We start from the raw sequence: 16,464 nt of genomic DNA on the forward strand, positions 1-16,464 counted from the left end.
CGTCGAGGACGGTCCCGTCGTCGGGCGCGGCGGCGTCCGGGGCGGTGTCGGTGATGTGGTCGGTCACGGTCGGTTTCCTTACGACTCGGGCACGCCCGCTGAAGGGAGGGGACCTCGGGGTCCGGCCTCCGGGCCGCCGTGCTGGCGGGCGCCGGGGGGCGTGCGTTGGGTGGAAGCCGATCGTGAGCGTGCGCCGCCTCGACCGCGCGGGCCACGGGAGCGTGGCGCCCGGGTCCGGTCCTGCGCGAGGCCGCCGTGGGGGCCTGTTCGCGGGGAGCGGGGGCGAGTAGGTGTCTGTCGTTCGTGGGATCGCGGGTACGACCGGTCATCCAGTGCACTCAACAGTGTAGCCCGACGACCGCGCACGCTCCGTGCGGTCGCCGGGCCGGGTCCGCCGTGCCGGGCGGAGGAGGTCTTAGCCGTCCTGGGCGAAGGGGGTGAAGCCGACCGCCCGCTTCTGCTCCGCGCCGACGGCGGCGTAGCCGATGACGCCCGCGGGGACGACCGTCACGTTGCCCTTGGTGTCCGTCAGGGTCAGGGGGGACCCGGAGGACATGGCAGCGGTGATCAGCTCCACGGCCTCCGGCGCCTCGAGCGCGGAGTCGACGACGATCTCCCGGGCGACGTGCTGAACACCGATCTTGATTTCCATGGTTCCTCCTGGTCGGGGCTGCGGGATGCGTCCCGGCCAGTCTAGGAGGGCGCTACTGCCAGTCCTCGTCGATGATCGAGATTCCGCCCCAAGCTAAACGGAAGATCTGGCGCTGGGCCTCGGCCCGGCCGCCGGTGCCCGGGTTGCGGATCCAGTGCACCGCGGCGGTCTGCGCCATGCCGGTGAGGGAGCGGGAGACGAGCACGGCGTGCGGGTGGCTCAGCCCCGCGTTGGGCCCGAGGACCCCGGCGATCGAGTCCGCCACGGCGAGGTGGAAGCTCTCGAAGCGCTCCGCGACCTCCGGGTCCGCCAGCAGGTCGGACTCGAAGATCAGCCGGTGGGCCTCCGGATTGGCCTCGACGAAGCCGAAGTAGACGTCCAGCATGGACTCGACCCGCTCGCGGTTGACGTCGCTGCCCTGCAGCGCCGTGACGAGCCCGAGCGAGAGCTCCTGCAGGTAGTGGTCCACGAGGGCGAGGTACAGCTCGCGCTTGCCGGGGAAGTGCTGGTAGAGGACGGGCTTGCTCACCTGGGCGGCGTCGGCGATGTCGTCCATGGACGACCCGTGGTAGCCGTTCGAGGAGAACACGGTCAGCGCCGTCTCGAGCAGCTGCCGCCGGCGGGCCTCGCGCGGGAGGCGCGCCGGGCGGCCTCTCCTGGTCTCAGTCATGAACCGTTCCTCCTCAACCGGCCGGCGGCGCCGGCCGAACGAATGCTGCCCTACCCCGCGGCCTGGGACCGGGTGGCGGCCTCCGGCGGCGCCCCGGCCGCCGGTGGTGCGCTCTCCTCCGCGGCGGGCGCGGGGACCTCGATGCCGTACAGCGCCGCCAGACCGGTGATGTACTCGTCCTGCCGGCCCTGCGCGGCGAGCTCGCGCGCGCGGACGGTGGGGGTGTGCAGCAGGGAGCGGACCATGCGCCGCATCGCGAGCTCGATCTGCTCCTGGGCGGCCGTGCATCCGTGGTGGGAGGTGACCTTCTCGAGCTCGGCGTCCAGGACGGCCATGGTGTGCTTGCGCAGGGCGACGATCGCGGCGTCCATGTCCCGGGCCTCCTGGCTCGCGGCGAACTCCTGGGCGGCGCGCTCGACGATCCCGCTCGCGGCGTCGACGGACTCCCGGGTCTCGTCCGGGGCGGCCACGCGCACCGACTCGAGGGTGATGAGCTCGACGCCGGGCAGGTCCGCCACGGCGGGGTCGAAGTCGCGGGTCAGGGCCAGGTCGACCACGGTGCGGGACCCGGCGGGGAACGCGGCGGCGCCCATGGGGGCGGAGCCGCCGCTGCAGCCGATCACGACGTCGGCGCGCTCCAGGGCCGCGGCCAGCTCCGCGGTCCCCACCGGGGTGCCGCCGCGGTTCTCGGTGAACTGCTCCGCCCGGCCCGACGCCGAGTACACCTCGATGTCCGCGCAGCCGCGGTCGCGCAGGGCCGCCATGGTCGCCCCCGCGTAGGCGCCCGTGCCGAACACGAGGGCCCGGCGCGACGTCCAGGTGCCGGACGTGACGTCGTCCGCGAGGTCCAGGGCCACGGAGACGATGGAGCGGCCGCGCTCGCCCAGGGCGGTCTGCGTGCCCACCTTGCGGGCGGTGCGGGCGGCCGCCTCGAACAGCCGCTGGAGCTTGCCGGAGACCGTCCCCGCCTTCTGGGCGTCGTTGAGGGCCCGCCGGACCTGACCGGTGATCTCGCGCTCGCCCACCACGGCGGACTCCAGCCCCGAGACCACGGTGAAGAGGTGCCGTGCGGCGCCGGAGTCGGTGAAGGCCCGCAGGGAGTCGGCCACGAACTCGGGGTCTAGCCCGGCGCGGGAGCCGATCTGCTCGGCGAGCTCGGCCAGGACCCGGTCCAGCGCCGCCCCGGACGGGACGCCCGGCGTGTCCTCGAGCTCCCCGTAGATCTCGAGCCGGTTGCACGTCGAGAGGGTCACGGCGCCCCGGAGCGGGCCGCTGCGGACCATCTCCTCGGACAGCCCGAGCGCACCGGTGCTGAGACGCGCAACGGTGTTCAGATCGACGTTCTGATGGGAGGCGACGAGAGCGAAGAGGACCACAGTGCATTCATACTAGACGGTCACCGCGGATCCGCGCCTCGGTGACGTCCGAGAGGCCGCTCACGTCCGTCACCGACCGGCCCCTCCCGGACCCCGGTGACGCTGCGTCGGTAAACGACGTCGGTGTTCCTTGGCACAATGGGAGCACTATGCCTACCACCCCTGAGACGGCGAGCACGCCGGACACGTCGACCGCAGCCGCTCCCGGGCACCCCACGGGCGGCACCCACCCCTCGGCGGCGTTCCGGCGCCTGACCGGATCGCTCGGGGCGCTGCCGCAAGGCCATCCGCTGCGGGCCGCCGGCACACTGGACGCCCCGCTGCTGCAGGCCCTCACGGGCCGCGCGCCCGGCCGCCGCCCGGTGTGGTTCATGCGGCAGGCGGGCCGGTCGCTGCCGGAGTACCGGTCCCTGCGCCAGGGCACCGCCATGCTCGACGCCTGCCTGGACCCCGCGATGGCCGCCGAGATCACCCTCCAGCCGGTGCGCCGGCACGACGTCGACGCCGCGATCTTCTTCTCCGACATCGTCGTGCCCATGCGCGTGGCCGGCGTGGACGTCGAGATCGTCCCGGGCCGCGGCCCCGTCCTGGAGCGCCCCGTGCGCACGGCCGCCGACGTCGCCGCCCTGCCCGAGCTCGCCGAGGGCTCCCTCGACCCGATCCGCGAGGCCGTCGCCCGCACCGTCGCGGAGCTCGGGGCGACCCCGCTCATCGGCTTCGCCGGGGCGCCGTTCACCGTGGCCGCCTACATGGTCGAGGGCGGGCCCTCCCGGGACCACCTGCTGCCGCGCACGATGATGCACGCCGACCCGGCGGCCTGGCGGGCGCTCGCCGAGTGGGCGGCCCGGACGTCCGGGGCGTTCCTGCGCGCCCAGGTCGAGGCCGGCGCCTCCGCCGTGCAGCTCTTCGACTCCTGGGCGGGCTCCCTGTCCTTGGCCGACTACTCCGCGCACGTGGTGGAGCACTCGGCGGCCGCGCTGCGCGCCGTCGAGGACCTCGCCGTGCCCCGGATCCACTTCGGCACCGGCACCGGTGAGCTGCTCGCCGCGATGCGGGACGCCGGCGCGGACGCGGTGGGCGTGGACTACCGGATCCCGCTGGCCGAGGCCAACCGGCGGCTCGGCGGGTCCACCGTGCTGCAGGGCAACATCGACCCGGCCCTGCTCACCGCCCCCTGGCCCGTGCTCGCCGAGCACGTGCGCGAGGTGCTGGCCGGCGGGGCCACGGCGCCCGGGCACGTGGTGAACCTCGGCCACGGCGTCCCGCCGGGCACCGACCCGCAGGTGCTGACGGACCTCGTGTCCTTCGTCCACGACCAGCCGCTGGAGCAGACCCCTCGCGGCGGCAGGCCGTGAGCGCGGAGCGGGACGGCCGGCCCGCCCGCCGGACCCCGCCCCGATCCGCCCTCGTGGTGGGCGGCGGCGTCTCCGGGCTCGTGGCCGCCCGCGACCTGGCGGCCCGCGGGCTGCGCGTCACCCTGGTCGAGGCCGAGGACCACCTCGGCGGAGCCGTCGGCGCCCACCAGGTGGCGGGCCTCGTCCTCGACTCGGGCGCCGAGTCCTTCGCGACCCGCTCCCGGGCGGTCCCCGACCTCCTGGACGAGCTCGGCCTCGGCGAGCGCGTGGTGCACCCCAACCGCTCCGGCTCGTGGCTGTTCCTGCCGGAGGGCGCCGTGCCCGCCCCCGACTCCGGGATCCTGGGCATCCCCGCCGACCCGACCGCCCCCCGGCTGCGGGCGGCCCTCGGCCGGGCCGGCATGCTGCGCGCGAGCCTCGACCGCCGGCTGCCGGCCTTCGTCGGCATGACCGAGCGCTCCCTCGGCGGCCTCGTCCGGGCGCGGATGGGGGAGCGGGTCCTGGACCGGCTCGTCGCGCCGTTCGCCACGGGCGTGCACTCCGCCCACCCCGACGACCTCGACGTCGACGCCGTCGCCCCCGGCCTGCGGAGAGCCCTGCGCGAGCACGGGTCCCTCGGCGCCGCGGCGGGCGCCCTGCGCCGCGCCGCGCCCGCGGGCGCGAACGTGGCCGGGCTGCGCGGCGGCATGAACGCGCTGTCCGAGACCCTCGTGCACGACCTCGAGCGGGCGGGCGTGAAGCTCGTCACCGGCTACGACGTCATCGCCCTCGACCGCGACCCCCGGCGCGAGGGCTGGATGGTCATCCAGCGCCAGCCGCGCTTCGGCCACAAGACCGCCGTGGCGCGCGGGGAGCTGCTCGTGATGGCCACCGACGGCACGACCGCCGTCCGGCTCCTCGCCAGCCACGAGGAGGGGCTCCAGCGGTTCGCCCCCGGGGCCGGGCCCCAGGTGGCCCTGGCCACGCTCGTGGTCGACGAGCCGCGCCTCGACGGCGCCCCCCGGGGCACCGGCCTGCTCGTGAGCGAGGACGCCCGCGGCGTGCGCGCCAAGGCCCTCACCCACGCCACCGCCAAGTGGGACTGGGTCCGGCAGGCGGCCGGCCCCGGCCGGCACGTGCTGCGGCTCTCCTACGGGCGCGCCCAGCCCGACGCCACCGCCGTGCCCCCGGAGGTGGCCCTGCCCGACGACCAGCTCATCCGCCTGGCCCTCTCCGACGCCTCGACCCTCATGGGCATGCCCCTGCGGCCCGCCCAGCTCGTCGGCGCGGACATCGTGCGCTGGCGCTCCGCGCTGCCCCGCACCGGCGTCGGGCACGCCCGGCGGGTCGCCGACTTCCGGCGGGCGCTCGCGGCGCTGCCCGACGCCGTCGCGGTCGGCGGGTGGCTCGCGGGCACGGGCCTCGCCTCCGTCGTCGCCGACACCCGGGCCCAGGTCCGCGCCCTGCTCGCCGAGGCGGGCGTCCCGGACGACGCCGCGCCGGCCGCCACCGAACCGGCACGCACCCCACCGACCAGCACCCGACGAAAGGACTGAGCCTTGTCCCACGACACCAGCCCCCACGAGCACGGCGGTCACCCCGCAGCCACGCCCGAGCCGACGCAGGACGGCGGCGCGGAGCAGCTGCACTGGGCCGTCTGGTCCGTGTTCGCCCGCCCCGCCGGCGGCGCCGCGGCCCGCACGGCCGGCGACGACGCCTCCGCGGCCGCCGAGTTCGACGGCGTCGTCGAGCAGCTGGCGGCCGAGGGCGTGACGCTGCGCGGCGCCTACGACGTCTCGGGGATGCGCGAGGACGCCGACGTCCTCACGTGGCTGCACGGCGACGACCCCCAGGCGCTCCAGTCAGCGGTCCGCCGGCTGCGCCGCACGGAGCTCCTGGCCGGCACCGCGCAGGCCTGGAACGCGATGGGGGTGCACCGGGACGCCGAGTTCACCCGGAACCACTCGCCGTCCTTCGCCCGCGGCGTCGCCCCCGAGGACTGGGTCTGCGTCTACCCGTTCGTGCGCTCCTACGAGTGGTACTACATGAACGCCCAGCGCCGCGCCGAGATGCTGCGCAACCACGGCATGGCGGCGCGCGACTACCCCCAGGTCCTCGCCAACACCATCGCGTGCTTCGGGCTCAACGACTTCGAGTGGCTGCTCGCGCTCGAGGCCCCCGAGCTGGTCGACCTCGTCGACGTCATGCGGGCCTTCCGCAACACGGAGGCCCGGCTGCACGTGCGCGAGGAGACACCGTTCTACACGGGCCGCCGGATCCGCTCCGAGGAGCTCGCGGAGGTGCTCCGATGAGCGCCGAGAACGCCCTGTCCCGCGCCCGCGCGCACGCGCCGGAGCACTACGACGCCGTCGTCCTCTCGTCCTTCGGCGGGCCGGAGGGGCAGGACGACGTCCTGCCGTTCCTGCGCAACGTCACGAAGGGCCGCGGCATCCCCGACGAGCGGCTGGAGGAGGTCGCCACCCACTACCGGGCCAACGGCGGCGTCAGCCCCATCAACGCCCAGAACCGCGCGCTGCGCTCCGCCCTCGAGGCCGAGCTGCTCGGCCGGGGCCTGAGCGTGCCCGTGCTGTGGGCCAACCGCAACTGGGCGCCCTACGTGGCGGACGTGGTGCGGGAGTGCCACGCGCGCGGTCTGCGCAAGCTCCTGGTGCTCGCCACCAGCGCATACTCCAGCTACTCCGGGTGCCGCCAGTACCGCGAGGACTACGGCGTGGCGCTCGAGGAGCTCGGCCTCACGGACGAGATGCAGGTCGACAAGGTCCACCAGTACTACGACTCGGAGGGCTTCGTGCAGCCCTTCGTCGAGGGTCTCCGGGAGGGCCTCGCGCAGGTGCGCGACCGGCTCGGCGCCGACGGCGGCAGGATCGCGGTCCTGTTCTGCACCCACTCCATCCCCACGACCGACGCCGAGGCCTCCGGGCCGGCGCGGATGGACTTCGAGGAGGGCTCCGCCTACGTCGCCCAGCACCTGGCCGTGGCCCGGACCGTGCTGGAGCGCGTGGGGCCGGAGGAGCTCGGGGACCACACCTGGGACCTCCTCTACCAGTCCCGCTCCGGGCCGCCGCAGGTGCCGTGGCTCGAGCCGGACGTCAACGACGCCCTCGAGGAGCTCGCCGAGCGCGGTGTCGCCGGCGTGGTCCTCGTGCCGCTGGGCTTCGTCTCCGACCACATGGAGGTCAAGTGGGACCTCGACACGGAGGCCCTGGAGACCTGCGAACGGCTCGGCCTCCCGGCCGTGCGCACCCCCACCGCGGGCACCCACCCGGCGTTCGTGGCCGGGCTCGCGGACCTCGTGGAGCAGCGCGTCGCCGGGCGCGCCGCCCCGCCGCGGCTCTCCGCGTGCGCCGAGGGCACGTGGTTCGACGACTGCGCCCCGGACTGCTGCGTCAAGGTGCTGCGCGGCGCCACCGGGCCCCGTCCCACCATCGCGCAGCGCCCCCAGGGCGAGCCCCTCCCGGTCGCCCTCGACGAGGCGGGGGAGGTGCGGTGGTCGTGACGGCCGCGGCGCAGGGGCTCCCGGTGCTGCGGGTCGGGACCCGCGGCTCCCGGCTCGCGCTCACCCAGACCAGCACGGCGGCCCGGGCCGTCGCGGCGGCGGGCGGGCTGGAGCCGGAGCTCGTCACGATCCGCACCGAGGGCGACGTCCTGACCGGGCCCCTGTCCCAGATGGGCGGCACCGGGGTCTTCGCCACGGCCCTGCGGGCCGCCCTGCTGGCGGGATCCGTGGACCTGGCCGTGCACTCCCTCAAGGACCTGCCCACCGCTCCCGTGCCGGGCCTCGAGGTCGCCGCCGTGCCGGAGCGGGAGGACCCCCGGGACGCGCTGTGCGCCCGCGACGGGCTGACCCTCGCCGGTCTGCCCGCCGGCGCGAAGGTCGGCACCGGCTCCCCGCGGCGCGCGGCGCAGGTGCGCGCCGCGCGCCCTGACCTGGAGATCGTCGACATCCGCGGCAACGTGGGCACCCGGCTGGGGCGGGTGGCCCCCGGCGACCTCGACGCCGTGGTGCTCGCCGCCTCCGGGCTGCGGCGGCTCGGGCTGGAGGACGCGATCACCGAGCTGATCGACCCGTCCGTCATGCTCCCCGCCCCCGGTCAGGGCGCCCTGGCCCTGGAGTGCCGCACCGAGGACGCCTCGGGGGACACCCCGCTCGCCGCCGCCCTCGCCGCGGTGGACCACCTGGAGACCCGCCTGGCCGTGACCGCGGAACGGGCGCTGCTGACCCGGCTCGAGGCCGGCTGCGCGGCCCCCGTGGGCACCTTCGCGCGGATCGAGGACGGCGTGCTCGTGCTCGACGTCGTCGTGGCCGACCCGGACGGCAGCCGGGTCATGCGCCGCAGCGGCCGCACCGCGGAGCGCGGCGTCGACGACGCCCGCGCCCTCGGCCACCGGCTGGGCGACGAGCTGCTCGCCGACGGCGCCGGCCGGCTGGCCCGGTTGACGCTCTGAGACCCGTGCCGCACCCCGGCCCCGCCGACCGCTCCGCCGACCCGGCCGCCGCCCTGCGCGGGGCCAAGGTCGTCGTGACCCGCTCCGCCGACCGGGCCAGGGAGCTCGTGGCGCTGCTGCACGGGCACGGGGCCCGGGTCCGGCTCGCCCCGCTGCTCGAGGCCACCCTCCCCGGGGACACCGGTCCCGTGGCCGCCCTGCTGGACCGGGCGGCGGACCCGGGGGCCGCCGCCGGGTCCTGGCTGGTCGTCACCTCGGTCACCACCGTCCGGGCCCTGCGCGCGGTCGCGGGGGAGCCGTCCGGCACGGCACTCGGCGACCGGTTCGCGGCGGCCCGGCGGGCTGGCCTGCGCGTGGCCGCGGTGGGGGACGCCACGGCCGCGGCCCTCACGGCGGCCGGGCTGCCGCCGGACCTCGTGCCCGGCGCGGTGCACTCGGCCGCCGGACTGCTCGCCGACTGGCCGACGGAGCCGGCTCCCGGCACCGTCCTGCTGCCGCTCTCCGCCCGGGCCCGGCCCACCCTCGAGACCGGTCTGACCGCGCGGGGGTACGGGGTGCTGACGGCCACGGCCTACGAGACCGTGCCCTGGCCGGCGCCCGCGCCCCTCGTGCGGCGGGCCGCGGCCCAGGGGGAGGCCGACGGCACGGACGACGGCACGGACGACGACACGGACGACGGCACGGACGACGACACGGACCGCGGCGTGGACGGGCACGTGGCCGAGCTCCACCGGTCCGACCTGCTGCGGGTCCTGGCCGCGGGCGAGGCCGACGCCGTGGTGCTCACGGCGCCGTCCCACCTCGCCGAGCTCGTGCGCGACGACCCCGCCGTCCTGGCCGGCACCGTCCTCGTGGCCATCGGCGAGCCGACGAGACGCGCCGCCGCCGAGCGCGGCCTGCCGTCCGTGGCCGCGTCCCTGCCCACCCCGGAGGGGATCCGCGACGCCCTCGCCCGGGCCCTCACCGCACCCGCGGCCTCCCGGGCGGCCGCGGGGGCGCCCGCCCCGACCCCGACGGCGGCGGCTCCGCCGCCGGCCGCACCGACCACACCGATCCCGACGACACCGATCCCTGCGACCGAGGAGACGAACTCCGTGACCCACCGAACCCCCCGCTACGACCTGGTGTCCCGCCCCCGCCGCCTGCGCACCACCCCGGCCGTGCGCCGGCTCGCCGCGCAGACCAGGGTCCATCCGTCCGACCTCATCCTGCCCGTGTTCGTCCGGGAGGGCCTCGCCGAGCCCGCCCCGCTCGGCTCCATGCCGGGGGTCGTCCAGCACTCCATGGACTCGCTCCGGCGCGCCGCCGCCGAGGCCGCGGCCAAGGGCCTCGGCGGGTTCATGATCTTCGGCGTGCCCGCCGAGCGGGACCCCGAGGGCAGCGCCGGGTGCGACCCCGAGGGCATCCTGAACCGGGCGCTGCGCGCCGTGCGCGCCGAGGTCGGCGACGACCTCGTCGTCATGGCCGACCTGTGCCTGGACGAGTTCACCGACCACGGGCACTGCGGCGTCCTGGCCGAGGACGGGACCGTGGACAACGACGCGACCCTGGAGATCTACGGCCGGATGGCCGTGGCCCAGGCCGAGGCGGGCGCCCACGTGCTCGGGCCCTCCGGCATGATGGACGGCCAGGTCGGCGTGATCCGCTCCGCCCTCGACGAGGCCGGGCACCCCGACGTCGCCGTCCTGGCCTACTCCGCGAAGTACTCCTCCGCGTTCTACGGCCCGTTCCGCGAGGCCGTGGACTCCCAGCTGCAGGGCGACCGCCGCAGCTACCAGATGGACCCCGCCAACCGCCGGGAGGCGCTGCACGAGCTGCAGCTGGACCTGGACGAGGGCGCCGACATGGTCATGGTCAAACCGGCCATGAGCTACCTCGACATCCTCCGCGACGTGGCCGAGGTCTCCCCGGTGCCCGTCTCCGCATACCAGATCTCCGGCGAGTACGCCATGATCGAGGCCGCCGCCGCCAACGGCTGGATCGACCGCCGGGCCGCGATCCAGGAGTCCGTGCTGTCCATCCGCCGCGCGGGCGCCGACTCCGTGCTCACCTACTTCGCCGTCGAGCTCGCGGACTGGTTCCGCGAGGAGAACGGCCTCTCCTGACCCCCACCGTCCCCCGAGCCGGCACCCCCGGCGGAAGGAAGCAGACAAACCCATGAGCGTTTCCCAGGAACTCTTCGACCGCGCGCGCAAGGTCATGCCCGGCGGGGTCAACTCCCCGGTGCGGGCCTTCGCGTCCGTGGGCGGCACCCCGCCCTTCATCACCGCGGCCAAGGGCCCGTACCTCACCGACGTCGACGGCCGCGAGTACGTCGACCTCGTCAGCTCGTGGGGGCCCGCCCTCGTCGGGCACTCCCACCCGGCCGTCATCGAGGCCGTGCACGAGGCCGTGGAGCGCGGCCTGTCCTTCGGGGCCACGACCCGCGGGGAGACCGAGCTGGCCGAGCTCGTGGTCGAGCGGATCGGCGCGATCGACGAGCTGCGCATGGTCTCGACCGGGACCGAGGCGGCCATGACCGCGATCCGCCTGGCGCGCGGCGTGACCGGCCGGGACCTCGTCGTGAAGTTCGCCGGGTGCTACCACGGGCACGTGGACTCCCTGCTGTCCGAGGCGGGCTCCGGCGTGGCGACCCTCGCCCTGCCCGGCTCCGCCGGGGTCACCGCGGCCACCGCGGCCGAGACCCTGGTGCTGCCCTACAACGACCTCGCCGCCGTGGAGGAGGCCTTCGCCGCCCACCCCGGCCGGATCGCCGCCGTCATCACCGAGGGCGCGCCCGCCAACATGGGTGTGGTCACCCCCGGCGAGGGCTTCAACGCGGGCCTGCGCCGGCTCACGCGCGAGCACGGGGCGCTGATGATCTTCGACGAGGTGCTGACCGGGTTCCGCGTGCACGAGGCCGGCTACTGGGGTCTCACCGCCGCGGGCGAGGACGGCTGGGAGCCCGACCTGTTCATGTTCGGGAAGGTCATCGGCGGCGGGCTGCCGGTCGCCGGCGTGGGCGGACGGGCCGGGGTCATGAACCACCTGGCGCCCCTGGGTCCCGTCTACCAGGCCGGGACCCTGTCCGGGAACCCGGTGGCGATGGCCGCGGGCGCGGCGACGCTGCGCACCGCGGACCGGATCGCCTACCAGACCGTCGACCGGCGCTCGGCGCAGCTGCAGGAGGCGGTGCGCGCGGCGCTGACCGAGGCCGGGGTCGACCACTCGATCCAGTCGGCCGGCAACCTGTTCTCGGTGGCCTTCGGCACCTCCGCCGCCGGCGTGCACGACTACGCGCAGGCCAAGGCGCAGGAGACGTTCCGCTACCCGGCGTTCTTCCACGCGATGCTCGACCAGGGCGTCTACCTACCCCCCTCGGTGTTCGAGGCGTGGTTCCTCTCCGCCGCGCACGACGACGCCGCGATGGACCGGATCGTCTCCGCCCTGCCGGCCGCGGCGCGCGCGGCCGCCGAGGCCCGGCCGGCCGCCTGACCCCGGCCGCCGGGACCCGGCCGGCCGCCGTCCCGGGGAGCGCTCAGGCGTCCTCGGGGCGGCGGAGCGGCCACGCGCCGTCGACCACCGCGTCCGGGCGGGTCCGGCGGAAGTACTCCTGGAGGCTCGCGGCCTGCTCGGCCGCCCACCCGACCTGGTCGGCGTGCAGCGCGGCCGCCGGGCGCACCAGCTCGGGGAAGCGGCGGGCCATCAGCACCGCGAGCCGCTCCGTCGCGACCGAGTCCGCCGCCGAGGTGTGCGCCGCGGTGAGCTCGACCCCGTACTCCTCGCACAGCGCCCCGAGGGTGCGCTTGCCGCGCCGGTACCGGTGCACCTGCTTGTTGAGGACGTAGGGGTCCAGCACCGGGAAGGGCTGCGGGACCTCCACCCCGTGGCGCCGGCCCTCGTGGGCGAGGACCGTGAAGTCGTAGGAGGCGTTGAACACCAGCACGGGCGTGCCCGCGCCGAACAGACCGGCCAGCACGCCGGCGATCTCCGCGACCACCTCCGCGGCGGGACGGCCCTCGGCGCGGGCCCGCTCGGTGCTCACCCCGTGCACGGCGGCCGCCTCCTCGGGGATCTCCACCCCCGGGTCCGCCAGCCACTCCCACTCGTCCGTCACGGCGCCCGCGGCGTCGGTGCGCACGACGGACGCCGTGACGATGCGGGCCGTGTGCGGGTCGCGGCCGGTCGTCTCGAGGTCGAAGGAGGCGCGCGGACCCTCGGTCCACGCGGGGGACGCCTCCGGGGCGCCCGCGGACCCCTCGAGGTCGAAGAGCACGTCCTGCTCCGCGGCGTCGTCCGGCGCGGGCGGGGCGGGCCTCGGCGCGCGCAGCGGGGCGGCGTCGAACAGGGGCAGCTGGTCGGTGGGGCCGGCGGGGCCTGAGGGCGAGGACATGGCTCCCACCGTACCGGCCCCCTCCGACCCGGCACGGACGCGGCCGCCCCGGCCGCCGTCTCCGTGCGCACCGGGCCGGAACCGTCCGGGGCGCACGGACGCGGAGCGCTTAGACCGTCGGAGTCCCGTGATGAGATGAGACCCATGCGGCACACCGAGGACAGCACCCACGCCACGAGCTCCGCCCTGCCCGGGGCGGGGCCGGTGCGCTGGACCCTGGTGCCGCCGCACGGCTCCGCGCCGGAGCGCGCCCCGTGGCGGCCGAGCCCCGAGCAGGAGGAGATCGCCGGGCTCCCGGCCGGGTGCGGCCCCCGGCTCGTGCTCGGCGGCCCCGGGACCGGGCGGACCCGGGTGCTCGTAGAGCTGGCGGCCCGCCGGATCGGCGGGGGCCTGGACCCGGACCGGCTGCTCGTGCTCACGCCGTCCCGGCTCTCGGCGGCCCGGCTGCGGGACGACCTCACGGCCGCGGTCTCGGCCACCATGAGCTCCCCGCCCGTGCGGGCCTGGCAGTCCTACGCCTTCGACCTGCTCCGGCGGGCCCAGAACCAGGGACTGCTCCCGGGCGTCGCGCACGGACCCAAGCTGCTGTCCGGCCCGGAGCAGGACGTGCTGATCGGCGAGCTCATGGCCGGGCACGCCGCCGGCTTCGGGGCCCCCGTCGTGTGGCCCCCGGACCTCCGGGAGGCGCTCGCCACCCGCGGCTTCCGGCAGGAGGTGCGCGAGCTCTTCGACCGCATGTCCGAGTACGACCTCGCCCCCGACGACCTCCGCCGCCTCGCCCGGCGCCTGGAGCGCCCGGACTGGGCGGCGGCCGCCACCATGCAGGCCGAGTACCAGGCCGTGCGCCGGCTGCGGATGCCGGAGTCCTACGACCCGGCGGCCCTCGTCACGGAGGCCGCGCGGGTCCTCGAGGAGCAGCCGGAGTTCCTGCGGGCCGAGCAGGAGCGCCTCGACCTCGTGCTCGTCGACGACCTGCACGAGGCGACGCCCTCGATCCACCGGCTGCTCGCCGTGCTGTGCCGGGGACGGGACACCGTGCTGACCGCCTGCACGGACATCGTGGTCCAGGGCTTCCGCGGGGCCCGCCCCGACCTGCTGCGCACCCTCGAGGACCGGCTCGCCGAGCCCGCGCGCCCCCTGCGGCGGCACCCCCTGGGCACGAGCCGGCGGATGCCCGGGGCCGTCGCGGAGGTGTGGCAGCGCGTGGCGGAGCGGATCCCCGCCGTGGCCGGGGCCCGGCACCCCCGCGCCCTCCGGCCCGCCGGGAGCGCCCCGGGCGCTGCGGACACGGGCCACGGCGCGGACGCCGCGACCGCGCCGGCGGACGTCGCGGTGGACGGCGCCGGAGACCGCGCGGCGCCCGGAGAGGTCACCACGGTGGTGCTCTCCTCGCCGCTGCACGAGGCCCGCTGGATCGCGCACCAGGTCCTGGAGCGCCACCTGGTGCACGGCGTCCCGCTGGCGGACATGGCCGTGGTCGTGCGCAACGGCCGCTACCTGGAGGGGCTCGAGCGCCAGCTCTCCGCCCTCGGCGTGCCCGTCAGCACCTCCGCCGCGGAGACGCCGGTGCGCGACGAGCCCGCGGTGCGCCCGCTGCTGGGTGCCCTGCGCATCGTGACCGAGGCCGCCGCGGCGGCCGCGGACCGCGAGGAGGACCCGCACTTCGGCGCCCTCACGGTCCAGGCGGCCGTCGACCTGCTCTCCTCGCGGATCGGCAACGCCTCCCCGATGGACGTCCGCCGGCTCCGCCAGCGGCTCCGGGCGGAGGAGCTCGCCGCGGGGGGTCTGCGCACCAGCGACGACCTGCTCGTGGAGGCCCTCGTGGCCCCCGGGGCGCTCGACGCCGCCGGCGTGCGCTCCGTGCCGGCCCGCCGGATCGCCCGGATGCTCGCGGCCGGGACCCGTGCCCTCCGGGAGGAGGGCGCCACGGCCGAGACCGTCCTGTGGGCGCTGTGGGAGGCGGCCGGGGTCGCCGAGTCCTGGCGGCGCCGTGCACTGGAGGGCGGCCCGGCGGGGGAGCGGGCCGACCGCGACCTCGACGCCGTGGTGGGCCTGTTCGAGTCCGCCGAACGTTACGTGGACCACCTTCCCGGGGCCGGCCCCGCCCAGTTCCTGGACTACATCGACAACCAGGATTTGCCCATGGACACCCTGGCCGCCCGCGCCCCGACCGACGAGACGGTCGAGATCATGACGCCCGCCACCGCCGCGGGCCGGCAGTGGCCGGTGGTCTTCGTCGCCGGCGTGCAGGAGGGCGTGTGGCCCAACACCCGCCTGCGCGGGCAGCTGCTCGGCGCGGACCTGCTCACGGACGCGCTGGACCTCGGCGTCGACCAGGCCGCGCGGGTCACCCCGGTCACCCGCATGCGCGAGGTCCGCCACGACGAGCTGCGCTCCTTCTCCGCCGCCGTCTCCCGCAGCTGCGGCACGCTCGTGGTCACGGCGGCCTCCGGCGAGGACGAGCAGCCCTCGGAGTTCCTGGACCTCGTCGACCCGCCCGGCTCGCGGCCCGGGGACGGCGCCCGGGCCGTGGTGGACGCCCCCCGGCCCATGACCCTGCGCGCCCTCGTGGCCGAGCTGCGGCAGTGGGTCCAGCTGCACGAGGAGGACCCCGTGCGCTCGGAGGCCGCGGCCCGGCTGCTCCACCGCATCTCCTCCTCCCCGCGCCCGGTGCCCGGCGCCCACCCCGACACCTGGTGGGGCGCGGCGGAGCTCTCCAGCACGGCGCCCGTCTTCGACGACGGGGTCCCCGTGCCCGTCTCCCCGTCCCGGATCGAGACCATCCACCGGTCCCCGCTCGACTGGTTCGTGGCCGCCTCGCGGGCCGAGGCCGCGACCGACCTCAGCCGCAGCCTCGGCTCGCTCGTGCACGCCATCGCCGAGGAGCTGCCGGAGGCGTCGGGCTCGGAGCTCGTCGCCGAGCTCGAGCGCCGCTGGCCCACGCTGGGGCTGCCGGACACCTGGGAGTCCGCGGTCCAGCTCGAGCGCGCCCGGCAGATGCTGCGCAAGTTCGCCCAGTACGTCGTGGACGCCCGCAGCAAGCACGGCCGCCGGCTGGCCTCCGTGGAGGGGGCGTTCAGCGTGCTCGTCCAGGGCCGGGCGCGCGACGCCCTGCTCCGGGGCCGCGTGGACCGCCTGGAGCTCGACGAGCAGGGCCGCTACGTCGTCGTCGACCTCAAGACCGGCCGGAACCAGCCCGCCGGGGCGAAGATCGCCGAGCACCCGCAGCTCGCGGCCTACCAGGTGGCGCTCACGGCGGGAGCGGGCACGGCCATGGTCGCCGGCGAGGACGAGACCGTCCTCGAGCTGCCCGGCGGCACCGTGACGGAGCTCTCCGGCGGCGCCCTGCTCGTCCAGCTCGGCACCCGCGCCAAGTCCCCCTCCGTGCAGCAGCAGGACCCCCTCGACCCGGACGCCACGTGGGCGCGGGACCTGATCACCCGGGCCGCGGAGCTCGTGGCCGGGGAACGGTTCACCGCCCGCCACGACCAGGCCGAGGGCGCCTTCAACGGGCACGGGTGCAAGCTGCCGCAGATCTGCCCGCTGTGCGCCGAGGGGCGGCAGGTGAGCGAACCGTGAGGACCGTGCGGACG

General features: G+C 76.5%; 12 protein-coding genes and 1 pseudogene. 9 read left to right on the forward strand and 4 right to left on the reverse strand.

Going from position 1 to position 16,464, the window contains the following annotated elements:
• Positions 1–415: 415 nt before the first annotated feature.
• From RF644_RS15850 to RF644_RS15860, 3 genes are read right to left on the reverse strand one after another with little or no spacing between them, the layout of a single operon-like run.
• On the reverse strand, positions 416–652 hold the full coding sequence (locus tag RF644_RS15850) for a DUF3107 domain-containing protein (RefSeq protein ID WP_035927396.1): 237 nt from the start codon (positions 650–652) through the stop codon (positions 416–418).
• A gap of 52 nt (positions 653–704) precedes the next feature.
• Positions 705–1,322 (reverse strand): TetR/AcrR family transcriptional regulator, encoded by a 618-nt coding sequence (locus RF644_RS15855; protein ID WP_017833430.1) that lies wholly within the window; start codon positions 1,320–1,322, stop codon positions 705–707.
• Between the two features lie 50 nt (positions 1,323–1,372).
• Complete coding sequence (locus RF644_RS15860; RefSeq protein WP_368797203.1) at positions 1,373–2,698, reverse strand: glutamyl-tRNA reductase; 1,326 nt, start codon at positions 2,696–2,698, stop codon at positions 1,373–1,375.
• A 149-nt stretch (positions 2,699–2,847) separates the two neighbouring features.
• Between RF644_RS15860 and hemE the strand changes: the two genes are divergently transcribed.
• The 8 genes and pseudogenes from hemE to hemL all read left to right on the forward strand — a co-directional run bounded on the left by hemE (position 2,848) and on the right by hemL (position 11,973).
• Entirely contained in the window at positions 2,848–4,053 is a 1,206-nt protein-coding gene (gene hemE, locus RF644_RS15865; protein WP_368797204.1) for a uroporphyrinogen decarboxylase, read from the forward strand.
• The gene (gene hemG / locus RF644_RS15870) at positions 4,050–5,588 is read left to right on the forward strand and encodes a protoporphyrinogen oxidase (RefSeq protein ID WP_368797205.1); all 1,539 of its coding nucleotides are present in this window, start codon (positions 4,050–4,052) and stop codon (positions 5,586–5,588) included. Before hemE ends, hemG begins: the two co-directional genes overlap by 4 nt.
• Positions 5,589–5,675: 87 nt before the next feature.
• A complete protein-coding gene (gene hemQ, locus RF644_RS15875; RefSeq protein WP_051063772.1) occupies positions 5,676–6,344 on the forward strand; it encodes a hydrogen peroxide-dependent heme synthase in 669 nt (222 codons plus the stop codon).
• The gene (locus RF644_RS15880; protein ID WP_368797206.1) at positions 6,341–7,549 is read left to right on the forward strand and encodes a ferrochelatase; all 1,209 of its coding nucleotides are present in this window, start codon (positions 6,341–6,343) and stop codon (positions 7,547–7,549) included. The genes hemQ and RF644_RS15880 overlap by 4 nt, the downstream gene beginning before the upstream one ends.
• Entirely contained in the window at positions 7,540–8,499 is a 960-nt protein-coding gene (hemC, locus tag RF644_RS15885) for a hydroxymethylbilane synthase (protein WP_368797207.1), read from the forward strand. The genes RF644_RS15880 and hemC overlap by 10 nt, the downstream gene beginning before the upstream one ends.
• A 107-nt stretch (positions 8,500–8,606) precedes the next feature.
• A pseudogene (locus RF644_RS15890) lies at positions 8,607–9,128 on the forward strand (uroporphyrinogen-III synthase); the annotation flags it as partial.
• 465 nt (positions 9,129–9,593) lie between these two features.
• Positions 9,594–10,604 (forward strand): porphobilinogen synthase, encoded by a 1,011-nt coding sequence (gene hemB / locus RF644_RS15895; RefSeq protein ID WP_165979764.1) that lies wholly within the window; start codon positions 9,594–9,596, stop codon positions 10,602–10,604.
• 52 nt (positions 10,605–10,656) lie between these two features.
• Positions 10,657–11,973, forward strand: a complete 1,317-nt coding sequence (gene hemL / locus RF644_RS15900) for a glutamate-1-semialdehyde 2,1-aminomutase (protein WP_017833438.1) — start codon at positions 10,657–10,659, stop codon at positions 11,971–11,973.
• A gap of 43 nt (positions 11,974–12,016) precedes the next feature.
• On the opposite strand, the gene RF644_RS15905 is transcribed toward hemL, so the two are convergent.
• Positions 12,017–12,871: a 3'-5' exonuclease gene (locus RF644_RS15905; protein ID WP_368797208.1), complete on the reverse strand. Its 855-nt coding sequence runs from the start codon at positions 12,869–12,871 to the stop codon at positions 12,017–12,019.
• Positions 12,872–13,015: 144 nt separating this feature from the next.
• On the opposite strand from RF644_RS15905, the gene RF644_RS15910 reads away from it, so the two are divergent.
• The gene (locus tag RF644_RS15910) at positions 13,016–16,450 is read left to right on the forward strand and encodes an ATP-dependent helicase (protein ID WP_368797209.1); all 3,435 of its coding nucleotides are present in this window, start codon (positions 13,016–13,018) and stop codon (positions 16,448–16,450) included.
• Positions 16,451–16,464 lie beyond the last annotated feature (14 nt).

Origin of the sequence: Kocuria sp. CPCC 205258 (assembly GCF_040981005.1) — a bacterium.
Lineage (GTDB): Bacteria > Actinomycetota > Actinomycetes > Actinomycetales > Micrococcaceae > Kocuria > Kocuria rosea.

Excerpts from the sequence above, each read along its gene's own strand:
- RF644_RS15850 (WP_035927396.1), bottom strand. The coding sequence starts at position 652 with ATGGAAATCAAGATCGGTGTTCAGCACGTCGCCCGGGAGATCGTCGTC.
- RF644_RS15855 (WP_017833430.1), bottom strand. The coding sequence starts at position 1,322 with ATGACTGAGACCAGGAGAGGCCGCCCGGCGCGCCTCCCGCGCGAGGCC.
- hemE (WP_368797204.1), top strand. The coding sequence starts at position 2,848 with ATGCCTACCACCCCTGAGACGGCGAGCACGCCGGACACGTCGACCGCA.
- RF644_RS15880 (WP_368797206.1), top strand. The coding sequence starts at position 6,341 with ATGAGCGCCGAGAACGCCCTGTCCCGCGCCCGCGCGCACGCGCCGGAG.
- hemL (WP_017833438.1), top strand. The coding sequence starts at position 10,657 with ATGAGCGTTTCCCAGGAACTCTTCGACCGCGCGCGCAAGGTCATGCCC.
- RF644_RS15905 (WP_368797208.1), bottom strand. The coding sequence starts at position 12,871 with ATGTCCTCGCCCTCAGGCCCCGCCGGCCCCACCGACCAGCTGCCCCTG.
- RF644_RS15910 (WP_368797209.1), top strand. The coding sequence starts at position 13,016 with ATGCGGCACACCGAGGACAGCACCCACGCCACGAGCTCCGCCCTGCCC.